General features: G+C 75.6%; 17 protein-coding genes. 13 read left to right on the top strand and 4 right to left on the bottom strand.

All coding sequences use genetic code 11. The annotated features are described in order from the left end of the window. Nucleotides 1-101: 101 nt before the first annotated feature. The 3 genes from ABZ570_RS02035 to ABZ570_RS02025 all read right to left on the bottom strand — a co-directional run bounded on the left by ABZ570_RS02035 (nucleotide 102) and on the right by ABZ570_RS02025 (nucleotide 2681). Nucleotides 102-926: an ABC transporter permease gene (locus tag ABZ570_RS02035; protein ID WP_358055775.1), complete on the bottom strand. Its 825-nt coding sequence runs from the start codon at nucleotides 924-926 to the stop codon at nucleotides 102-104. Continuing rightward, complete coding sequence (locus ABZ570_RS02030) at nucleotides 923-1861, bottom strand: ATP-binding cassette domain-containing protein (protein ID WP_358055773.1); 939 nt, start codon at nucleotides 1859-1861, stop codon at nucleotides 923-925. The genes ABZ570_RS02035 and ABZ570_RS02030 overlap by 4 nt, the downstream gene beginning before the upstream one ends. Nucleotides 1862-2024: 163 nt before the next feature. Continuing rightward, nucleotides 2025-2681 (bottom strand): hypothetical protein, encoded by a 657-nt coding sequence (locus ABZ570_RS02025; RefSeq protein ID WP_358055771.1) that lies wholly within the window; start codon nucleotides 2679-2681, stop codon nucleotides 2025-2027. Nucleotides 2682-2920: 239 nt separating this feature from the next. Here ABZ570_RS02025 and ABZ570_RS02020 point away from each other — a divergent pair, with 239 nt between their 5' ends. From ABZ570_RS02020 to ABZ570_RS01980, 9 genes are all read left to right on the top strand, one after another. Next, on the top strand, nucleotides 2921-3751 hold the full coding sequence (locus ABZ570_RS02020) for a GNAT family N-acyltransferase (protein ID WP_358055769.1): 831 nt from the start codon (nucleotides 2921-2923) through the stop codon (nucleotides 3749-3751). After that, entirely contained in the window at nucleotides 3748-4656 is a 909-nt protein-coding gene (locus ABZ570_RS02015; protein ID WP_358055767.1) for a lysophospholipid acyltransferase family protein, read from the top strand. The genes ABZ570_RS02020 and ABZ570_RS02015 overlap by 4 nt, the downstream gene beginning before the upstream one ends. A 112-nt stretch (nucleotides 4657-4768) precedes the next feature. Then, a complete protein-coding gene (locus ABZ570_RS02010; RefSeq protein ID WP_358055765.1) occupies nucleotides 4769-5605 on the top strand; it encodes a DUF4097 family beta strand repeat-containing protein in 837 nt (278 codons plus the stop codon). Then, a complete protein-coding gene (locus tag ABZ570_RS02005) occupies nucleotides 5602-6219 on the top strand; it encodes a PadR family transcriptional regulator (protein WP_358055763.1) in 618 nt (205 codons plus the stop codon). The genes ABZ570_RS02010 and ABZ570_RS02005 overlap by 4 nt, the downstream gene beginning before the upstream one ends. A gap of 84 nt (nucleotides 6220-6303) precedes the next feature. Further along, nucleotides 6304-7005 carry a response regulator transcription factor gene (locus tag ABZ570_RS02000; RefSeq protein ID WP_358055761.1) on the top strand — a complete coding sequence of 234 codons (702 nt, stop codon included), beginning with the start codon at nucleotides 6304-6306 and terminating at the stop codon, nucleotides 7003-7005. Continuing rightward, the gene (locus tag ABZ570_RS01995; protein ID WP_358055759.1) at nucleotides 7002-8546 is read left to right on the top strand and encodes an ATP-binding protein; all 1545 of its coding nucleotides are present in this window, start codon (nucleotides 7002-7004) and stop codon (nucleotides 8544-8546) included. Before ABZ570_RS02000 ends, ABZ570_RS01995 begins: the two co-directional genes overlap by 4 nt. Before the next feature lie 62 nt (nucleotides 8547-8608). After that, nucleotides 8609-10309: a trypsin-like peptidase domain-containing protein gene (locus ABZ570_RS01990; RefSeq protein WP_358055757.1), complete on the top strand. Its 1701-nt coding sequence runs from the start codon at nucleotides 8609-8611 to the stop codon at nucleotides 10307-10309. Between the two features lie 165 nt (nucleotides 10310-10474). After that, nucleotides 10475-11146 carry a BON domain-containing protein gene (locus ABZ570_RS01985; RefSeq protein WP_358055755.1) on the top strand — a complete coding sequence of 224 codons (672 nt, stop codon included), beginning with the start codon at nucleotides 10475-10477 and terminating at the stop codon, nucleotides 11144-11146. Nucleotides 11147-11291: 145 nt separating this feature from the next. After that, nucleotides 11292-12353, top strand: a complete 1062-nt coding sequence (locus tag ABZ570_RS01980) for a glycosyltransferase family 4 protein (RefSeq protein ID WP_358055968.1) — start codon at nucleotides 11292-11294, stop codon at nucleotides 12351-12353. A gap of 4 nt (nucleotides 12354-12357) precedes the next feature. Here ABZ570_RS01980 and ABZ570_RS01975 read toward each other — a convergent pair whose 3' ends face one another. Next, nucleotides 12358-13869: a protein kinase gene (locus ABZ570_RS01975; protein ID WP_358055753.1), complete on the bottom strand. Its 1512-nt coding sequence runs from the start codon at nucleotides 13867-13869 to the stop codon at nucleotides 12358-12360. A 177-nt stretch (nucleotides 13870-14046) separates the two neighbouring features. Here ABZ570_RS01975 and ABZ570_RS01970 point away from each other — a divergent pair, with 177 nt between their 5' ends. The 4 genes from ABZ570_RS01970 (at nucleotide 14047) to ABZ570_RS01955 (ending at nucleotide 19917) form a co-directional block, all read left to right on the top strand. Continuing rightward, the gene (locus ABZ570_RS01970; RefSeq protein ID WP_358055751.1) at nucleotides 14047-14880 is read left to right on the top strand and encodes a patatin-like phospholipase family protein; all 834 of its coding nucleotides are present in this window, start codon (nucleotides 14047-14049) and stop codon (nucleotides 14878-14880) included. Beyond that, entirely contained in the window at nucleotides 14880-15902 is a 1023-nt protein-coding gene (locus ABZ570_RS01965; RefSeq protein WP_358055749.1) for a 1-acyl-sn-glycerol-3-phosphate acyltransferase, read from the top strand. The genes ABZ570_RS01970 and ABZ570_RS01965 overlap by 1 nt, the downstream gene beginning before the upstream one ends. 104 nt (nucleotides 15903-16006) lie before the next feature. Next, nucleotides 16007-16327, top strand: coding sequence for a divalent-cation tolerance protein CutA (gene cutA, locus ABZ570_RS01960; RefSeq protein WP_358055747.1), 321 nt, complete (start codon nucleotides 16007-16009; stop codon nucleotides 16325-16327). A 47-nt stretch (nucleotides 16328-16374) separates the two neighbouring features. Beyond that, the gene (locus ABZ570_RS01955; protein WP_358055745.1) at nucleotides 16375-19917 is read left to right on the top strand and encodes a hypothetical protein; all 3543 of its coding nucleotides are present in this window, start codon (nucleotides 16375-16377) and stop codon (nucleotides 19915-19917) included. The last annotated feature ends 23 nt before the right edge of the window (nucleotides 19918-19940 follow it).

Raw genomic sequence — 19940 nt, 5'->3', positions numbered from 1 at the left:
AGAAGTTCGGCAAACGCTGCGTGTTCCGTCGACTCCTGCTAGGAGCCGAACGGCCCCGGTGGGTGACGCTCGTCACCTGCCGGGGCCGTTGCGGGTACGGCTCAGGCGATGTCCCGCCGCCGCGTGATCAGGACGCCGGTGACCCCGCTGACCAGGGCGTACCCCACCAGCACGAGGGCACCGACCCAGCGCGGCGGGTTTCCTGGGATCTCGGTGCCGGTAACCATCAGCGACGAGGCCAGCGACGGCACCAGCACCTGGAGTTTGTTGACCCCCTCGCCGAACTTGGCGGCCAGGACGGCGAACACGGTTATGGCGCCGATCGCGCCGCCCAGGTAGAGCAGGATGCCCGTCACCGTAGCGCCGATCTGGCTGCGAATCAGCACCCCGATGCCGACCCCCAGCACCGCCCAGAGCAGGTACGCCAGCGCGTTGAGCCCGATTGCCCGCCACACCGCGCCACCGCCGAGATGGGAGCCGATGTCTACGCTGCTCAGGATCAGCCCTCCGAACACCAGGTTGAGCACGGTGGTGACCAGCCAGAGCACCATCGCCAGCCCGGCCGCGGCGACCAGCTTGGCCAGCATCACCGCGGTGCGGTGAGGCGCGGTGAGGAACGTGGTGGTCACCGTCTGGTGGAAGAACTCGCTGGTCACCACGATGATGCCGAGCAACATCACGATGAGCAGGCCGAAGAACTGCCCGTTGGTGTAGAGGTTGGCGGCTAGGTTCTCCGCAACCTGCGCGGCGTGGAGTCGGTCGGCCTGCTCGGCCGGCACCTCGCCGAGATTCCCGCTGGCCAGCGCGTCGGTCTGCCACCAGTTGATCAGCAGGGTGAGGGCCCACAGCGGCAGCGAGATGAGCCCGAGGACCCACCAGGTGCTGGTGGTACGGATCTTGAGCAGCTCCGACCGGACCAGGTTCATCGGATCTCCGCCTTTCCGGCCGTCAGTTCCAGGAAGACCCCCTCGAGGTCGGGGCGCTCGGTGGTCAGCTCGTGCAGCTCGACCTTGGCGGCCAGGGCCGCCCGGCCGACGGCCGGCGCGTCCAGCCCGGCCACCAGCAGCGCGCCGTGGCCGTCGCGGTCCACCGTGGCCGACTGCTCACGCAGCGCCGCGGCCAGCTCCTCGGCCTGCGGCGTGCGGACCCGCACCCGGGTGCCGTGCGCCATCGAGCCGATCACCTGGTCCACCGGCCCCTGTCGGACCAGCCGTCCGGCCGCGATGATCACCACGTCGTCGGCGAGCAGCTGCATCTCGGAGAGCAGGTGGCTGGAGACCAGCACCGTCCGCCCCTCGGCGGCCAGCCCCTTGAGGAAGCCGCGCATCCAGCGGATGCCCTCGGGGTCGAGGCCGTTGGCCGGCTCGTCGAGGATCAGCACCCGCGGGTTGCCGAGCATCGCGGCGGCGATGCCGAGCCGCTGCTTCATGCCCAGCGAGTAGCCCTTGAACTTGCGGTTGGCCGCCGGGGTCAGCCCGACCAGCGCGAGCGCCTCGTCGGCCCGCTCGCGGGGCAGGCCGGCCGCCGCGCAGATCACCCGCAGGTGGTTGATGCCGGTGCGGCCCTTGTGCGCGCTCGACGCCTCCAGCACCGCGCCCACCGAGCGCAGCGGGTCGGTCAGGTCGGCGTACCGGTGGCCGTCGATGGTCGCCGCGCCGGCGGTCGGGGTGACCAGGTTGAGCAGCATGCGCAGGGTGGTCGTCTTGCCGGCGCCGTTCGGGCCGAGGAAGCCGGTCACCCGCCCCGGCTCGACGGTGAAGGACAGATTGTCGACCGCCCGGACGTTCTTGTACTGCTTGGTCAGTCCGGACACCACGATCTGGCCGGTCCCGGCGCTGGGGCTTGACTGCCCGTCGGACATCGTTCTCCTCTCCTGACCCGGCGCGCGGGCGCGCCGGTGGGGGCGCCGTTGCGGAAAGCGCCGTGGCACAGCCTGGCAACCCCGCGCAACCGGGTCAATCAGGCGGGACGCGTACCGCCTTCTCCGTCGTGGGCAGGAGGCGGTCGTCCTCAGGGAGGAGGAGTCACGCCGCCGGCAGCGCGATCCAGGTGGCCCGGGCGTACCCGAGCAGGGCCCCGTCGGGGCCGTACAGGCTGGAGTGCACCTCGGCCTTGCGCCCCTCGCCGCCGACCATCGCGCCGGTCACCACGCACTCGTCGCCGGGCCGCGGCAGCGCCGCGACCACCGCGGCGATCCGACCCAGGACGTACGGGCGGCCGGGCGCGATCACCGCCCAGCCGCCGGGGCAGTCGAGTGCCGCCCAGACCGTCGCCGGCACCACCTCGGCCGGGGCGCGGAACGGCGCGGCCGTCCGCCCGTCCGGCAGCCGGCCCGGGAAGATCCGCAGCCCGTCCGGATTCTCCGGCCCGCACACGTAGCAGCCGGGGAAGGGGTGCTCGACCAGCCCCGGGTACGCGCGCGCCGCCGCCTCGGCCGTCGGCCGGTCCACCGGCGGGACCACGGCGTGGAACTCCTCGATCCGGCGTACCTGCGCGACCAGTTGGCCGTCCGGGTCGCGGACCTCGCCGTCGACCGCGGTCAGCGGGGTCTCCAGCGGGGGCGGCTTGCGCAGGGTGACCTCCACCGGCCCCCGGCCGTCGGCCACGGCGGCGAAGATCCCGGCGCTCCACCCGCCGTTCCCCGACCCGGCCGGCCCGTGAAAACGGGACTCGATGATCATGCAGCTCCTCCGCGCGTGCGCTCCGCCACCGGCCCTCTCGCCGGCCCGGTCCCGAGCCTCGCACGCCCACCCGCGCGACCTCCACCCGGCCGATCATGAGGTTGGCGGCCGGGAACCGGGCGAAACGTGCGGCCAACCCCATGATCGACGCGCCTGGTGGCGGCCGGTGGGCCGGCGTTCACCGGATCGACACCCCTCATCCCCGGGGCCGGCAACCCGCGCCGCTTACACAGGTACCCATGGCTGTTCTGCACGCCGCTGGCGCACCGCTCACGACCAGCGGTTACACCCTGCTGATCGCCGACGACCCGATGCTGGTCGCGGCCGCACAACGCCTGCGCCACGAGGTGTTCGCCACCGAACTCGGCGCGACCCTGCACCCCGGCGCGGCCGGGCTCGACAGCGACGAGTTCGACGCCCACTGCGACCACCTGGTGGTGCTGCACGACGGCACTGACGAGGTGGTGGGTACCTACCGCCTGCTCCCGCCCGGGCGGACCGCCCGCCGGTACGCCGAGAGCGAGTTCGACCTGGCCCCGCTGGCCCCGCTCCGGGACGACCTGGTCGAGGCGGGCCGGTCCTGCGTGCACCCGGACCACCGCTCCGGCGCGGTGATCAACCTGATGTGGGCCGGCATCTCCCGCTACCTGCACCTGCGCGGTTCGCGCTGGCTCGGCGGCTGCGCCTCGGTGCCGGTGGCCGACGGCGGTGTCGCGGTCGCCGAGGTGTGGCGCCAGGCCAGTGCCCGGCACCTCGCCCCGCCGCCGCTGCGGGTGACGCCCCGCCGCCCGTGGTTCGCCGAGGCGCCCACCCCCGCCGAGCTGGATCTGTCGCCCGACGGCTCCAGGTCGGGGCGCGGCGGCGGACGCGCCGAGCTGGAGTTGTCGCCGGCCGAACGCCGCGCGCTGGTCCCCCCGCTGCTCCGTGGTTACCTGCGGCTGGGCGCGTGGGTCTGCGGCGAGCCGGCGTACGACCCGGACTTCGGCTGCGCCGACTTCTACGTGCTGTTCTCGCTGGACCGGATGAACCCGCGCTACCTGCGGCACTTCCTGGGCGGGGAGCCGTCGTGACCGCCGACGGGCTGTGGCGTCCCGCCTCGGGCTGCGGACCGTGGTGTCTGCCGGCCGCCGGTGGTCCGGCCGTGTCGCTCCCGCGCCGGGCCGGGCGGCTGCTGGCTGTGCTCGGGATGCTGCTGGCCGGGATCGGGCTGGCCGTGGTGCTGCCGCTGCTGCCGGCACGGGAGCGGCGGGCCGCGCTGCGCGGCTGGGCCCGGGCCACCCTGCGCGCGCTCGGCGTACGGCTGGCGGTCCGGGGCCGGCTGCCGCGCCGGCAGGCCCTGCTGGTCGCCAACCACGTCTCCTGGCTGGACGTCCTCGCCGTGCTCGCGGTCGCGCCGGCCCGGCTGCTCGCGAAGCGGGAGGTGCGGGAGTGGCCCCTGGTGGGGCCGCTGGCCGCCGCCGTCGGCACGGTCTTCGTGGACCGGGCCCGGCCGCGCGACCTGCCGGCCACGGTCCGCCGGGTGGCCGCCGCGTTGCGCGCCGGCCAGTCGGTGGCGGTCTTCCCGGAGGGGACGACCTGGTGCGGCGAGTCGGCCGACTGCCGGCCCGGCCGGGGGTTCCGGCCGGCGATGTTCCAGGCCGCGGCGGACGCGGGCGTGCCGGTCGTGCCGCTGCGCCTCGCCTACCGGTACGCCGGCGACCGGTCCACGTTGGCCGCGTTCCTCGGTGCGGAGACGCTCTGGGAGTCGGCCCGCCGAGTGCTGGCCGCCCGGGACCTGACCGTGTCGGTGACGGTGGCCGCCGCGCTGCACCCGGCCTCGGACGCGGACCGGCGGCTGCTGGCCCGGGCGGCCGAGTCGGCGGTCCACCTGACCCCGGCCCGGCGGGTCGTACGGGCGTGCCCGGCGCCCCCTGCGGGCGATCAGGGCCCCACCGTGCCGGCCGTCCGGCAGGTGGCGCTGGACCTGGCCGCCTGAGCCCGTCGCGACATAGTCGCGACAGGTCTTGTTCAGTCGCGATGTATCGCGTTACGATTCCTCTCGTCACTCGACGTGCCGGGGTCGGCGCGTCACCCGAGGGGAGGACGCCATGTCCAGCTGGACGGTCGACAGCCCGCAGCGGCTCACCCTGGACGGGCCGGTCACCCGGCTCGACGTCCGGCTGATCAGCGGCCGGCTCAACGTGGTCGCCGCCGACGGCCCGGCGCGGATCGACGTCACCCGGGTCAGCCGCCGGCCGGTGATCGTCGAGCACCGCGACGGCCGCCTGTTCGTCGGGCACGAGCGGCACCCCCGCTGGCCCGGCTTCCTCTGGTGGCTCGGCCAGCTCGGCCGCCGGTTCCGGGCCGAGGTCTCCGTCGCCGTGCCGGCCGACGTGCTGGCCGACCTGCACCTGGTGGACGGCTCGCTGGTCGTCTCCGGCCTGCGCCGGGACACCCGGGTCGAGGTCACCTCCGGCCAGGTCACCCTGATGGGGCTGCGCGGTCGCACCACGGCGAAGGTCACCTCGGGTCCGGTGGAGGCGCTCGGGGTCGCCGGCGACCTGGACCTGGAGACGGTCTCCGGCGAGCTGATCCTCGCCGACAGCGCACCCGAGCGGGTGCGTGCCCACGCCGTCTCCGGATCGATCACCTGCGACCTGGACACCCCGCGCGGCAGTGAGATCCGGCTCAGCGCCATCTCCGGCAGCATCACCGTCCGGGTCCGCGAGGACAGCGATCTCACCGTCCACCTGCACACCACCTCCGGCCGGATCACCAGCGGCTTCCCGCAGGTGAGCGGGGGCTCCGGGTTCGGCTCGATGAAGGACAGCCAGGGGGTGCTCGGCGCGGGCGGCGGTAAGCTCTGGGCGTCCGCGACCTCCGGCAGCATCGCGCTGCTCGCCCGCCCCGTCGAGGACCCGGACGACGTGGAGGAGCTGCCGTGACCGCCGTGTTCAGTCACGGGCGGCTCCGGCTCTACCTGCTCAAGCTCCTCGACGACGGCCCGAAGCACGGCTACGAGCTGATCCGGCTGCTGGAGGACCGCTTCCTCGGCCTGTACGCGCCGAGCGCCGGCACCATCTACCCCCGGCTGCAACGCCTGGAGGTCGAGGGGCTGGTCACCCACACCGCGGCCGGCGGCCGCAAGGTGTACGAGATCACCGAGGCGGGCCGCGCGGAGCTGCGGCAGCGCGCCGACGAACTGGCCACCCTGGAATCGGACATCACCGCCTCCGTGGAGGATCTGTCCGCCCTGGCCGGCGAGATCCGCAGCGAGGTACGCGGCTCGGTGCGCGACCTCAAGCGGGAGCTGCGCGAGGCAGCCCGGCAGACCCGGCAGGCCCGCTGGGAGCCGCCGCGGACCCGGCCCACGGCCACCGGCGGCCCGGCGCCGAGCGGCGAGTCCACCCTGCTCGCCGAGTTCGACCAGCGGTTGGCCGCGTTCACCGTCGAGGTGGGCGCGCTGGTCCGCGCCGGCCGGCTCACCGACACCCAGCTGCGGACGGCGATCCGGCTGCTCGACGGCGCGCTGGACGGGCTGCGTCGGCTGCTGCGCTGAGCCCCCGCCGGGCCGGGTCGGCTCACAGGTTGTTTCCAGCATCCACCCAGCGGGACCGCAGCCGGAGCGCGGATGATGGCTGACATGGTGGCTACCCAGACCGAGGCTCGACTGCTCGTCGTCGAGGATGATCCCAACATCCTCGAGCTGCTCTCCGCGAGCCTGCGTTTCGCGGGCTTCGACGTCGCCACCGCGACCAGCGGCAGCTCGGCGCTGGCCGCCGCCAAGGACCACCGGCCCGACCTGGTCGTGCTCGACGTGATGCTGCCCGACCTCGACGGCTTCGAGGTCATCCGGATGCTCCGCGAGGGCGGTACGCGTACCCCGGTGGTGTTCCTGACCGCCCGCGACGCCACCGACGACAAGATCCGCGGGCTCACCCTGGGCGGCGACGACTACGTCACCAAGCCGTTCAGCCTGGAGGAGCTGACCGCGCGGATCCGGGCGGTGCTGCGGCGTACCGCCACCGGCGACCACGCCCCCTCCCGGCTCACCTTCGCCGACCTGGAACTGGACGAGGAGACCCACGAGGTGCACCGGGCCGGCCAGCGGGTGCAGCTGTCGCCGACCGAGTTCAAGCTGCTGCGCTATCTGATGCTCAACGCCAACCGGGTGCTCTCCAAGGCGCAGATCCTCGACCACGTCTGGAACTACGACTTCCGCGGCGACGACAACATCGTCGAGTCCTACATCTCCTACCTGCGGCGCAAGATCGACAACACCCAGCCCCGGCTGATCCACACCCTGCGCGGGGTCGGGTACGTACTGCGCAAGCCGGCGGCGTGAGCGCCGTCCACGACGCGAAGGGCTGGCTGCGCAGCGTCCCGCTGCGGGTGAAGCTGGTCGCCTCGGTCCTCGCCCTGGTGGCAGCGGCGCTCGTGGTGATCAGTTCTCTTACCGCGTTCTTCCTGCACAGTTACCTGGTCGGCCGGATCGACGACCAGCTGAGCGAGCAGCTCCGCCAGGGCATCACGATCAACCAGCAGACGGTCAACACCCTCCCGACCGACTACCTGCTCGCCCAGTGGAGCCGATCCGCCCAGTCCGGCACGGTGGCCCGGGACAAGTCGCTGATCCCGGCCGACCTGCCGGCCGGCCTCACCCAGCAGTCCTGGTACGACAAGCACGCCAACCACGCCGCCTTCACCACGGACGGGGCCGACAATCACGTCCGCTGGCGGATCATGATCCGGCAGGTCAACGCCGACACCTACACCGTGATCGGGCAGAACCTCACCGACGTGGATCTCGCCGTCCGTCAGCTGATCTGGATCGACCTGCTGGTCGGCGGGGCGGTGCTGATCATCCTGGCCTCGGTGGGCGCGGGGATCGTGCGTACCAGTCTCAAGCCGCTGGTCGAGATCGAGCGGACCGCGGCGGCCATCGCCGGGGGTGACCTGACCCGGCGGGTGCCCGACCCGGAGGAGGGCCGTGCCGTGCCGACCTCCGAGCTGGGCCGGCTGTCCCGGGCGCTGAACGCGATGCTCGCCCAGATCGAGGCGGCCTTCACCGCCCGGGCGGCGTCCGAGGCGGCGGCCCGCAGTGCCGAGGTCAGTGCCCGGGACGCGGCCGCGGCGGCGCAGGCGTCCGAGGCGCGGGCCCGGCGCTCCGAGGAGCGGATGCGGCAGTTCATCGCGGACGCCTCGCACGAGCTGCGCACCCCGCTGACCACCATCCGGGGCTTCGCAGAGCTCTACCGGCATGGCGCGGCCCGGCAGCCCGAGGAGACCGCCGGCCTGCTGCGCCGGATCGAGGACGAGGCGGCCCGGATGGGGCTGCTGGTGGAGGACCTGCTGCTGCTCGCCCGGATGGACCGGGAACGGCCGATCACACTGGCCCCGGTGGAGCTGCCGGTACTCGCCTCCGACGCGGTGCAGGCGGCCCGGGTGGTCGACCCGGAGCGCCCGATCAAGCTGGACATCGAGCCCGGCGCCGGGCCGCTGGTGGTGCTCGGCGACGACGCCCGGCTGCGGCAGGTGATCGGCAACCTGATGACCAACGCGCTCACCCACACCCCACCGGACACCTCGGTGATCCTGCGGCTGCGGGTGGAGCCCGGCAACCTGGCCGTGATCGAGGTGGCGGACACCGGCCCGGGCCTCACCCCGGAGCAGGCCGAGCGGGTCTTCGAGCGGTTCTACCGGGTGGACGCGGCGCGGACCCGGCGGGCCGGCGGGCCGATCAGCACCGGGCTGGGGCTGGCCATCGTGGCCGCGCTGGTGGCGGCGCACCACGGCACGGTGGAGGTTGCCGAAACGCCGGGCGGCGGGGCCACCTTCCGGGTCAGACTGCCGCTGCTGCCCGAGTCGCCGGAGCCGGGCGACTGACTTTCAGAAAAGATTCAGGTGCGTTCCAGGCTGGTCGCAGTGGCAGAGGAGAAGGTGGATACATGACCGACCACGAGACCGACCCGCAGCGGTCGCCGGCTCTCGCCGACGCGGAGCCGTCGCACCCCACCGCCGAGCTGCCCCACACCGGGAGCGGGCCCGCGGACTCCGCAGCTACTCCGGCCGCCGCGCCGGTTCCGGCCGACTCCCCGGCCGCCGGGACCGCCGTCGAGGCGACCGCCGACCTCGGCCGCGCCGACGCGTCGGCCACCACCGATTTCGGCCGCCCCGAAGCTACGGCCACCACCGATTTCGGCCGCCCCGAAGCTCCGGCCACCACCGATTTCGGCCGCCCTGACGCTCCGGCCGCCGCCGATTTCGGCCGCCCTGACGCTCCGGCCGCCGCCGCGCCGGCCGAGCCGGTCAGCCCGTACGCGCGGCCGACGGCGACGCCGTCCGCCCCGCCGTACCCGGTCTCCGGGCAGCCGCAGCAGCCCGGCCCCTGGTACGGGGGGCAGCAGCCGGGGGCCTGGGCCGGCGGCGTCCACCAGGGCGCCGGTGCGCCGCACGGCGCCGGCGCGCATCCTGGCGTCGGCTACCCGACGGCGGCCGGTGGGCCGGTGCCGCCGTACCAGCCGTATCCCGGCGGGCAGCCGCACCAGGCCGGCCAGCCGGTCCCGCCGTGGGGCCAGCCGCAGCCGGCGCCGCGGCCGGGCCGCGCGGCGAAGTTCGTGGGCGCGGGAGCGCTGGTCCTGGCGCTGATGCTCGGCTCCGGGGTGGCCGGCGGCGCGCTCGCGCTCGCGTTGGGCGGCCACGGCACCACCGTCACCCGCAACTACTCGGCCGCGCCTGTGATCAACAGCGCGGACCTGCCGAAGATCGCCGCCTCCGTCCAGGACAGCGTGGTCTCGATCATGACGGACAGCGGTGAGGGCTCCGGGGTGATCCTCAGCGCCGACGGGTACGTGCTGACCAACAACCACGTGGTCGCCTCCGCCAGCGGCGACATGGCGAAGGTGGTCTTCGTCGACGGCACGACCGCCCAGGCGAAGATCGTCGGTACCGACCCGAAGACCGACCTCGCGGTGGTCAAGGCCAGCGGGGTGAGCGGCCTGAAGGCGGCCACGTTCGGCGACAGCGACGCCATGCAGGTCGGCGACCAGGTGCTCGCCCTGGGCAGCCCGCTCGGCCTCCAGGGCTCGGTCACGGCCGGCATCCTGAGCGCCCGTGACCGCACCATCCAGGCCGGCGAGAGCGGCCAGCAGATGGACCCGCGGCAGGGCGCCAGCTCGATCTCCGGCCTGCTCCAGACCGACGCCCCGATCAACCCGGGCAACTCGGGCGGTGCGCTGGTCAACACCCGGGGCGAGGTGATCGGCATCAACACCGCCATCGCCACCGCCGGCCAGGGCAGCAGCGGCAACATCGGCGTCGGCTTCGCCATCCCGAGCAACAAGGCGAAGGACGTCGCCGGCAAGCTCCAGCGTGGCGAGAAGGTCAGCCACCCGTCGCTCGGGGTCAGCGTGAGAGAAGCCGAGGACGGTGGCGCGCTGGTCGCCTCGGTCAGCCCGGGCAGCGCCGCGGAGAAGGCCGGGCTGCAGCGGGGCGACGTGGTCACCAAATTCGGCGACAAGGTGATCAAGGACTCGAACGATCTGGTGGGCGCAGTCCAGGCGGGCAAGGTCGGCGACCGGGTCGAGGTGCAGTTCAAGCGAAACGGATCGAGCCAGACGGCAACCGTGACGCTCGCCGAGACGTCGTAACGGACAAGGACCTGCCTCCTCCACTGGCGGCGGGTGACGGGGTCAAGGGGGTTGGCTCCGTCACCCGCCGCCGCTTCTCGTTTCCCACCCGGTGCGGGTGAGCCCGGCTCACCCCGTCCGGCGGCACCCTCGACTGACCGGGAACCGCCACGGGAGGGGGACGTCATGACGAGCGCCACCGCCGTCCGTACCGATCCGGAGATCCAGCGGGACGTGCTCGCCGAGCTGGACTGGGACGCGCAGACCCGGCCGACCGACATCGGGGTGACCGTCGTCGACGGTGTGGTGACGCTCACCGGACAGGTGGACAGCTACGCCCGGCGCTGGGCGGCCGAGCGCTGCGCGCACCGGGTACGCGGGGTCCGGGCCGTGGCCAGCGACCTCGAGGTACGCCTGCCGGCCGCCGAGGAACGCAGCGACGCCGACATCGCCATCGCCGCCAGCCGGGCGCTGGAGTGGGACAGCTTCGTCCCCGCCGAGCGGCTGGACGTGACCGTCGCCGACGGCTGGATCATGCTCCGCGGCGAGGTGGAGTACGGATTCCAGCGGCGTACGGCCGAGCGGGAGTTGCGCCGGCTGCGCGGCGTACGCGGGGTCACCAACCTGGTCGAGGTCCACTCACCCACCCCGTCCAGCGACGAGCAGACCCGCCGTGACCTGCAACGGGTCCTGCTCCGGCGGACCGGCACGGAGCGGATCAGGGTGGGGGTCGCCGGGAACGCCGTGGTGCTCGACGGGGTGGTCCGCTCGTGGTGGCAGCGGGAGGAGGCGGAACGGGCCGCCTGGGCCACCCCGGGCGTACGCGAGGTCGACGACCGGATCGTGGTGGCCGGCTGAGCCGGTCGGCCGGATGCGCCCGTTTACCTCCCGCCGCCCAGGGAAAGCGTCGCCGATCCGCCAACGCCGGAACCATCGGGGAGGACTCGTGGCCGTGAACCACCCGCCGTCCGACCGCGCCCGGCCACGGCCGTTGCGGATCGCCATGGTGGTGCCGCCGTGGCTGTCGGTGCCGCCCCCCGGCTACGGCGGGCTGGAGCAGGTGGTGGCGGGGCTGGTGGACGGCCTGGTCGACCGCGGCAACCGGGTGACCGTCTTCGGCGCCGGCGGGGACCACGGGACCAGCGGCGACTTCGTCTCCACCACGGACGAACTCCAGTATCACCGCCTTGGCGAGTCCCTGCCCGAGCTGGCCCACCTGGCCCGGGTCAACCACCTGGTCGACCCCGCCGACTTCGACGTGATCCACGACCACACCACCATCGGCCCGCTGGTCGCCGGCCGCCGGGCGGTGCCCACGGTGGCCACCGTGCACGGCAATCCGGTGGGGGAGTACGGCGCGGTGCTCAGCGACACCGACCGGGGCGTGGGGCTGGTGGCGATCTCACGCGCCCAGCGCCGGGCGAACCCGGGGCTGCCCTGGGTCGGGACGGTGCACAACGCGATGCCGCTGCGGGACTTCCCACGCAAGCGCGCGCCGGGGCGCGGGCCGGTGCTCTGGCTCGCCCGGTTCAGCCCGGACAAGGGGCCCGACGTGGCGATCCGGGCCTGCCGCCGGGCAAATCTGCCGCTCACCCTGGCCGGCAAGTGCAACGAGCCGGCCGAACGCCGCTACTTCGAGCAGGTGGTCGAGCCGCTGCTGGGCGAGGACGTGACCCTGGTGCTCAACGCCGACCGGGACTCGGCCCTGCGGCTGCTGGTCGACGCCCGGTGCCTGATCATGCCGATCCAGTGGGAGGAGCCGTTCGGCATGGTCATGGTGGAGGCGATGGCGACCGGTACGCCGGTGGTGGCGCTGCGCCGGGGCGCGGTCCCCGAACTGGTCCGCCCCGGGCTGACCGGACTGGTCTGCGACGACCCCGACGAGCTTCCGGCGGCACTGATCGAGTCCGCCCGCCTGGACCCGGCCGACTGCGTGGCGCACGTCGCGGAGAACTTCTCCGTGGAGCGGATGGCCGCCGGCTACGAGTCGGTGTACCAGGGCTTCCTCGCCACCCACGCCCCGCGGCCCGGGCAGCGCGAGCCGGCGCCGGCCACCGCCCGCTGACCGGTCACGCCCGGGCCGCGGCGAGGTGGGCGGCCGCCGCGTCGAGCCGCTCCGCGTACGCGGAGCTGATGCTGCCCTCCCGCCGCCGCTCGCTGATCTTCGCGCGGAGCGTGTCCACGGCACTGGTCAGCGCGCCCGCGCCGCTCGCGGCGGTGGCGTTACGCAGCAGGTTGCGCAGGTCGACGCCGACGTCCTCGCGGATCTGGCCCGCCGCCAGCCCCGCCTCGATCAGCCCGTCCACCCGGTTGGCCGCCTCGAACCGGCTGCCGGCGGCCGGCACCGGTGCCGCGCTGCTGGTGGCCGGGGCCGATCGGCTCGGGCTGGGCGGACGGTTCGGGCCCGGCGCGGCGGGGCTCGACGGCGTCGTGGAGGGCACCACCAGCGGCCCGGCGCTCGGCAGCACCTCCGGCGACGGCTGCCGGCCGGGGAGCAGGGCGGGGGCGAGCAGCACGGCGGCGCCGCCCACCACGACCACCACGCCGACTGCCACCAGCGGTAACGACCGCCGGCGCCGCGGTCCCGCGCCGGGCGGGGCGGCGGCGTCCCCGTCGGGCTCGGCGGCGGGGTGGCGCGCCGGCGCCGGTGGCTCCGGAGCGGCCAGCGCCGGCGCCGGTGGTTCCGGAGCGGCCAGCGCCGGCGGGGCCATCGCCGGGGCCAGCATGGCGGCGGGCTGCGGCTCGGCGGGCAGCAGCTGCTCGCGCAGCACGCGGGCCACCTGGTGCGCGGTGGGCCGCCGCCGCGGGTCGCGGGCCAGGCAGCGCAGGCAGACGTCCGCGACCGGCTCCGGCAGACCGGGTACGCCGTCCAGGCTGGGTGGCCCGGCCTCGGCGAGCGCGGCGCTGAGCTGCTCCCAGGTGTCCGCCGGGTACGGCGGGTGGCCGGTCAGCGCCTCGACGAGCAGCACGCCCAGCGAGTAGACGTCGGTGGCGGGCTGGGCCGCTGCCCCGTCCAGCCGTTCCGGCGCGACGTACGCCGGGGTGCCGAACGTGCCGCCGTCCTCGTCCTCGTCCGGTGCGCCGACCCGGGTGGCGATGCCGAAGTCGAGCACCTTGGCCCCGACCGGGGTCATCATCACGTTCGCCGGGGTGATGTCGCGGTGCACGATGCCGAGTCGGTGTGCGGCGGCGAGCGCCTCGGCGACCTGCGCGACGATCTCCACCGCCTCCGGCCAGGGCAGCGGCCCCTCGGTCAGCCGGTGCTCCAACTCCTCGCCGCCGAGCAGCTCCATCACCACGAACGAGGTGATGCTGCCGTCCGGCGCCGGCGTCTCGCCGTAGTCGTGGACGGCGGTGACGTGCGGGTGCACCAGTTGGGCGGCGGAGCGGGCCTCCTCCCGCACCAGGTCGCGGAACCGGGCATCGGCGGCGAGCGAGGGGGCGAGCACCTTCAGCGCCACGGTCCGGTCCAGCACCTCGTCCCGGGCACGCCAGATCACCGACATGCCGCCGGCCCCGATCTGGTCGATCAGCCGGTACCTGCGGGCCAGCAACCTGCCGGCGTGCAGTGACGCCTTCAAATCGCACCTGCCTGGGGCTTGGGAGCGGTATCAGGTTGCGGGAATGTGTCCGGCATGTCAACGGCTGTCCGGTCCGTCGTCGCAGGCTGCATTGCGGCGGTTGCCCGGGGTCACGGTGGGTGCCGGGCGGGGCGGCTCGACCGGGGCGCCTTCCCGGCGCGTGCCAGGATGAACGGCATGGCAGGCGGTCCGGTGGCGTTCGTGCTCGGCGGCGGGGGCGTGCTCGGCGCGGTCGAGGTGGGCATGCTGCGCGCCCTGTTCCGGGCCCGGATCCAGCCCGACATGGTGCTCGGCACCTCCATCGGCGCGGTCAACGGGGCCCTGGTCGCCGCTGACCCGACCGAGGCGGTCACCGACCGGCTGGTCCGGCTCTGGGCCTCCCCGGAGGCGAGCGAGGTGTACGGGGACTCGGTCGCCCGGCAGCTGCGCCGGTTCGCCGCCCGTACCCACCTGCACTCGCCCCGGCCGCTGCGCCGGCTGCTGGAGAACGAGCTGGGCGAGGAGACCACCTTCGCCGATCTGAAGGTGCCGTTCCGCTGCTGCGCGGCGAACATCGAGCGCGCCGCCGAGCACTGGTTCCACAGCGGGCCGCTGGTGCCGGCGGTGCTCGCCTCCGCCTCGGTGCCGGGGCTGCTCCCGCCGAAGGAGATCGACGGCCAGCACTACATCGACGGCGGGGTGGTGAACTCCATCCCCGTCGGGGAGGCGGTCGCCCTCGGCGCGAAGCAGATCTTCGTGCTCCAGGTGGGGCGGATCGAGCGTGAGCTGAGCCCGCCCCGGCGGCCCTGGGAGATCGCCCAGGTGGCCTTCGAGATCGCCCGGCGGCACCGGTTCGCCCGCGAGATGGCGGCCCTGCCCGAGGGGGTGGAGGTGCACGTGCTGCCCACCGGTGGCCTGGAGCCGCGCGAGGACAGCCCGTGGGCGTACCGCGACCTGGCGGCGGTGGGGCGCCGGATCAGCCGGGCGTACACCGCCTCCCGCCGATACCTGGACACCCGGCTGGAGCGCTGATGCCGCTGCCGCCCCGGTGGGTACGCCGGCTGCTGGTGGCCCCGGGCGTGGTGCTGCTCGCGCTCGCCGTGGTGGCCACGCTGCCGGCCTGGGCATTGCTGGCGTTGGCCGCCTCGCCGCTGGTGCCGGGGCGGCTGCGACCGCTGCGGCTGCTCTGGATCGGTGCGGTCTACCTGGTCTGGGACGCCGCCGCGCTGCTCGCCCTCTTCGCGCTCTGGCTGGCCTCCGGCTTCGGCGCGCGCAAGCGGTCACCGGCCTTCCAGCGGGCGCACTACCAGCTCGCCGGCTGGTTCCTACGGGTGCTGTTCTGGCAGGCCCGCTGGGCGCTGCGGCTGCGCATCGAGGTGGCCGGCGCCGACCCGGACGTCGCCCTGCCCGGCCGCCCCGAGCTGGTGATCTGCCGGCACGCCGGGCCCGGTGACTCGTTCATCCTGATCCACGCGCTGGTGAACTGGTTCCACCGGGAACCGCGGATCGTGCTGAAGGAGAGCCTTCAGTGGGACCCGGCGATCGACGTCCTGCTCAACCGGCTGCCCAACCGCTTCATCGCGCCCGGGCCGGACGGTCGGGAAGCGATGCTCGCGCAGATCGGCCACCTCGCCACGGGCCTGGACGGCGACGACGCGTTCGTGATCTTCCCGGAGGGTGGCAACTTCACCCCCGGCCGGCGGCTGCGGGCCATCGCCCGGCTCCGCGCGCTCGGCCTGGACCGGATGGCGTCGCGTGCCGAGCGGATGCAGCACGTGCTCGCCCCGCAGCCGGGCGGGCTGCTGGCCGCCCTGGACGCCGCCCCTGCGGCCGGGGTCGTCTTCGTCGCCCACACCGGGCTGGATCGGATGCTCACCGTCACCGACGTGTGGCGGGAGCTGCCGATGGACAAGCGGATCGTGATGCGGTTCTGGTCGGTGCCGCCGGAGGAGATCCCCGCCGGGCGGCAGGAACGCATCGACTGGCTCTTCGACTGGTGGGCGCGGATCGATCGGTGGGTCGCGGCGCACCGGGACGGCACCGCCGCCGGCTGAGCGCGGGCGGAACCGGCCCGCCCGCACAGCGGGGCCGGGATGGCGGAGCCGGCTTCGGTGGGCGCTGCAGCCGGCTCGCAGGAATCCCACGTATGGTGCGGTTCGTGGAGCAGATCTGCGTGGTGACGACGGTGGTGGACGCCCGCCGGGTCGCGGACGTGCTGGCGGCTGCGGCCGTCGCCGGACGCCTGGCCGCATGCGCCCAGGTCGGCGGTCAGGTGGACAGCACCTACTGGTGGGAGTCCGCGATCCAGACCACGGCCGAGTGGTCGGTCCAGTTCAAGACCGCGCCGGACCGGGTGGACGCGCTGGTCGACCAGATCCGTGCCAACCACCCGTACGAGGTGCCGGAGATCCTGGTGACACGGGTGGAGAGCGGCAACCCGGACTACGCGGCCTGGGTGCACGACCACACCCGGTCCTAGGTACCCCTACTCTGTCGGGCCGGCCCGCCGGTCGCGATGCTGTCCGGGTGGAGAACACCGGCTACCCCTGCCCCGGTTGCGGCGCTCCCGCCGATCTCGTCTCCGGCTGCCCCGGCTGCGGGCGTCCGCCGTACCCGCCAGCCGCCGAGGTGGTCCGGCTGGACCGGGAGATCGCCGCGCTGACACCGCAGGTCGAGCGGGCCCGGGCCGCGTACCAGGACCTGGCGGTCCGGCTCGGCACGGCCCGGCAGCGCCGGGCGGAGCTGGCCACGCGGATCCGGTCGGAGATCCCGGCGCCGCGCCCGTCCGGGCAGGTGCCGCCAGCGTCCCCGGTCGGGCCGGTGCCGCCGGCGGTCTCGCCGGTGCCGGCCGCCGACCCGCGGCCCGGCGGCGCGGAGACCTCGACCCGGGCCGTGCAGGGTCTCCTCTTCGTCCTCGGTGGACTGCTGCTCGGCACCGCGGCGGTGGTCTTCACGGCGGTCGCCTGGGCCGCCTTCGGGGTCGGTGGCCGGGCGCTGATCCTGCTCTGCCTCACCGCGCTCGCCCTCGCCGGGCCGCTGGTGGCCCGCCGGCGCGGGCTGCGCGGCACGGCCGAGACGTTCGCCGCGGTGGGGCTGCTCCTGGTGCTCCTCGACGGGTACGCCGCCTGGTCGGTGGACCTGTTCGGGGTGGCCGGCTGGCCGGGGAGCCGGTACGCCGCGCTGGTCGGGGGGGCCAGCGCGGCGGCCGCGGCCGGGTATGCGCGATTCAGCCGGCTGACCGTGCCCTGGTTCGCGGCGCTGCTGTTCGCGCAGCCCGTGCTGCCGCTGGCCGCCGTCGAGGCCGCACCGTCGGCCGCCGGCTGGGCGCTGGTCCTGACCGGGGTGGCGCTGGGCGACCTCGCGGTGGTGGTGGTCCTGGGAAAGCGGGTCGGGCCGGCCGGAAGCGGTGGTGCGCGGGCCCTGTTCGCCGGGTGGGTGCTCGGCTGGGTCGGGCACGGCGTCGCGCTCGCCACCGCGGCCGGCTGCGCGCTGGTGCCGCTCGTGCTGGGGCGGGCGGCCGGCGCCCCCGCGCTGGCCGGCGGGCCGCTCCTGCTCGTGGCGCTGGCGCTGGTCGCCGGGGCACTGGTGGGCGGCGGCCGGGCCTACCGGGCGGTCGCCGCCGGTCTGCTGGTGCCGGTGCTGGCCAGCGCGCTGATCCGGCCGGTCGTCGCGCTGCGCCCGGGGCTGCTGCTGGTGGCGGCCGGGCTGGTCGTGGCCGGGTCGGCCGGCGCGGTGCGGGCGCTGCCGGCGCGGCTGCGGGGCGGGCCGCGGGTGGGCGCGTTCGTGGTGGCGGCGGGGCTCGGACAGGCGGCGGCGGCCCTCACCATGGTCGTCGCCGGCGCCGGCGTGGTCGCCGCGTTCCCCGCCTGGCAGGGCGGACGGGCCGTGCCCGCCCCGTCCTGGGGCTGGCAGCTTCCGGTCGCCGTGCTGCTCACCGCCGGGGCGGTGGCGCTGCTGGTGCCCCGGTCCGCCCGGCCGGCGATCGGGCTGGCCGGTGGCGCGCTGGCCGTGCTGGCCGCGCCGGCCGTCGTAGCCACCCCGTGGCCGCTGGTGCTGGCGGTCGAGCTGGTCGCGGCCACCGCACTGCTGGTCGGCACCGTGCTCCGGCCGGCCCGGCGGCGGCCGACCGTGCTCGCCGGCGCCCTGGCCGCGGCGCTCCTCTTCGGCCACGCCCTGCTGATCGGCTGTGCCGAGCCGGCCGGGGCGGGCGCGGTGCTGGCCGTGCTCGCCGTCCTCGGCCCGGCCGTCGCGGCGCTCGGCCGCCGGGGCGCCGGCGCGCAGCGGGCCATCGCCGGGGTGGCGCTGGGGGTGGGACTGCTCGCCGTCCCGGCGGGGGCGGCGGTCGCGCTGATCGGCTTCGGCGCGCCGGCCTGGTGGCAGCTGCGGGGCGCGGCCGTGGCCGTCGCGGTGCTGGTGGCCGCCGTACCGGCCGTCCGTCGGCACTGGCCCGACCTGCACGGGTACGCCTCGACCGGGTTCGCCGTCGCGCTCGCCTCGGTCGGGGTCGCGCCGCTGGTCGTACCTGGCGCCGAGCCGGTGGCGCTCTACGCCGCGGCGGGGGTGCTGCCGGCCCTCGCCGCCGGTGGGGCCGCCCGGCCCGGCGTCGCGCCGCGGGTGGTCGGGGCCGGGCTGGCCGGGCTGGCGCTGCTCGCCGCCGCACCGGCGGCCCTGCGGGTGCTGCTGGCGCTGCCCGTACCGGTCTGGTCGGGGGTGCCGCCCGTGGCCGCGGTGCCGGGCGCGGCGCGGGCCGGGTTGGCGCTGCTGCTGCTCGGTGCCGCCGCCGGGGTCTACGCCCGGGTCGCGCCGGCTCCAGGTCGGTGCGCGGCACCAGAAGCGGCGAGCGAGAGCCGGCGCAGCGGCGGTCGGTGGCTGCCGGCGCCGGCCGCGCTGCCGTTCGGTGCGCTGGCCCTGCCGGTGCTGCTGGCGGCGGCCGGCGCGCCGTGGCCCGTGGTGCCCGCGGCGGCGTTCACGGCCGGGCTGGTCGGGCTGCTGGTGGCCGCCCTCGCCGCGCCGCGCCGGCCGCTGGTGCCGGTCACCCTGCCGCTCGGGCTGGTGCTGGGCCTCGCCGGGCTGAGCGGGCTGCTCGCCACCCGGGCCGGGACGCTCGCCGGGCTGGGCGCGGTGGTCGTCGCGGCGGCCGTGGTCGGTGCGGCCGGCCGGCACGCCGCCACCCGGCTCGCCGGCTGGCTGGTGGCCCTGGCCGCGGCCACCGGCTTCGCGGTGACCGCGCCGCTGGCGGGCGGGCTGCCGCTGCGTACCGCCGCCTTCGCGGTGCTGGCCGTGGCGGTGGCGGCCCTGCACGGCGTGCCGCTGCTGCGCGCCCGGGCGGCCGGCGGGGCCGGGATGCCCGGCCTGCTGCCGGTCACCCGCGGCCAGCAGCCCCCGCGGGACTTCGCGGCCGGCGCGTCCGGCGCGGTGGCGCTGGAGGCCGCGGCGCAGGCGGTCGCCCTGCTCGCGTTGCTGGTCACCGGCGGCGCGTTGCGGCACGCGGCGGCGGTCTGCGCGCTGTGGGGCGCGGCCGTGGCGGTACGCGTGGTGCGACGGGGTGAGCCACCGGCCCGGCGGTGGATCCTCGCCGGCGTCGCCGGCGGCAGCGAACTGCTCGGCGGCTGGCTGCTGCTGGCCGCCGGTGGAGTGGCGGTGCTGGAGGCGTACACCGTACCGGCGGCGGCGCTCGCGCTCGGCGCGGGCCTGGTGGCGTTGCGCACCCGGCCGGGGTTCAACAGCTGGCTGGCGCTCGGCCCGGGGCTCGCCGCGGCGCTGCTGCCCAGCCTGGTGTCGGTGCTGGCGGCGCCGGACCCGCAGCCGGGGCGGCGGCTGGCGCTCGGCGTGGTGGCGCTGGGCGCGGTGCTCGGCGGGGCGGCCCGACGCTGGCAGGCACCCGTCCTCCTGGGCGCGGCCACGCTGGTTCCGCTCGCGCTGCACGAGCTGGCCCGGGGCTGGGACCTGCTGCCCCGGTGGATCTTCCTCGGCCTGGGCGGGCTGGCGCTGATCACGCTCGCCGCCACCTACGAGCGGCGCCGGCGCGACCTGGCCCGACTGCGGGCCGCGGTGGGCCGGATGGGGTAGGGAAAACTCCACCGGGGGTTGGG

The sequence above is a fragment of the Micromonospora sp. NPDC007271 genome (assembly GCF_040634005.1).
Classification (GTDB): domain Bacteria; phylum Actinomycetota; class Actinomycetes; order Mycobacteriales; family Micromonosporaceae; genus Micromonospora.
The sequence above is the reverse complement of the archived record's forward strand: the minus strand, read 5'-3'. Positions and strand labels throughout refer to the sequence as shown.

Bases quoted from the DNA above. Each gene is read 5' to 3' on its own strand.
- ABZ570_RS01990 (WP_358055757.1), top strand. From the start codon at position 8,609: ATGACCGACCACGAGACCGACCCGCAGCGGTCGCCGGCTCTCGCCGAC.
- ABZ570_RS01980 (WP_358055968.1), top strand. From the start codon at position 11,292: ATGGTGGTGCCGCCGTGGCTGTCGGTGCCGCCCCCCGGCTACGGCGGG.
- ABZ570_RS01965 (WP_358055749.1), top strand. From the start codon at position 14,880: ATGCCGCTGCCGCCCCGGTGGGTACGCCGGCTGCTGGTGGCCCCGGGC.
- ABZ570_RS02000 (WP_358055761.1), top strand. From the start codon at position 6,304: ATGGTGGCTACCCAGACCGAGGCTCGACTGCTCGTCGTCGAGGATGAT.
- ABZ570_RS02030 (WP_358055773.1), bottom strand. From the start codon at position 1,861: ATGTCCGACGGGCAGTCAAGCCCCAGCGCCGGGACCGGCCAGATCGTG.
- ABZ570_RS02020 (WP_358055769.1), top strand. From the start codon at position 2,921: ATGGCTGTTCTGCACGCCGCTGGCGCACCGCTCACGACCAGCGGTTAC.
- ABZ570_RS02025 (WP_358055771.1), bottom strand. From the start codon at position 2,681: ATGATCATCGAGTCCCGTTTTCACGGGCCGGCCGGGTCGGGGAACGGC.
- ABZ570_RS01985 (WP_358055755.1), top strand. From the start codon at position 10,475: ATGACGAGCGCCACCGCCGTCCGTACCGATCCGGAGATCCAGCGGGAC.
- ABZ570_RS02035 (WP_358055775.1), bottom strand. From the start codon at position 926: ATGAACCTGGTCCGGTCGGAGCTGCTCAAGATCCGTACCACCAGCACC.
- ABZ570_RS02010 (WP_358055765.1), top strand. From the start codon at position 4,769: ATGTCCAGCTGGACGGTCGACAGCCCGCAGCGGCTCACCCTGGACGGG.
- ABZ570_RS01970 (WP_358055751.1), top strand. From the start codon at position 14,047: ATGGCAGGCGGTCCGGTGGCGTTCGTGCTCGGCGGCGGGGGCGTGCTC.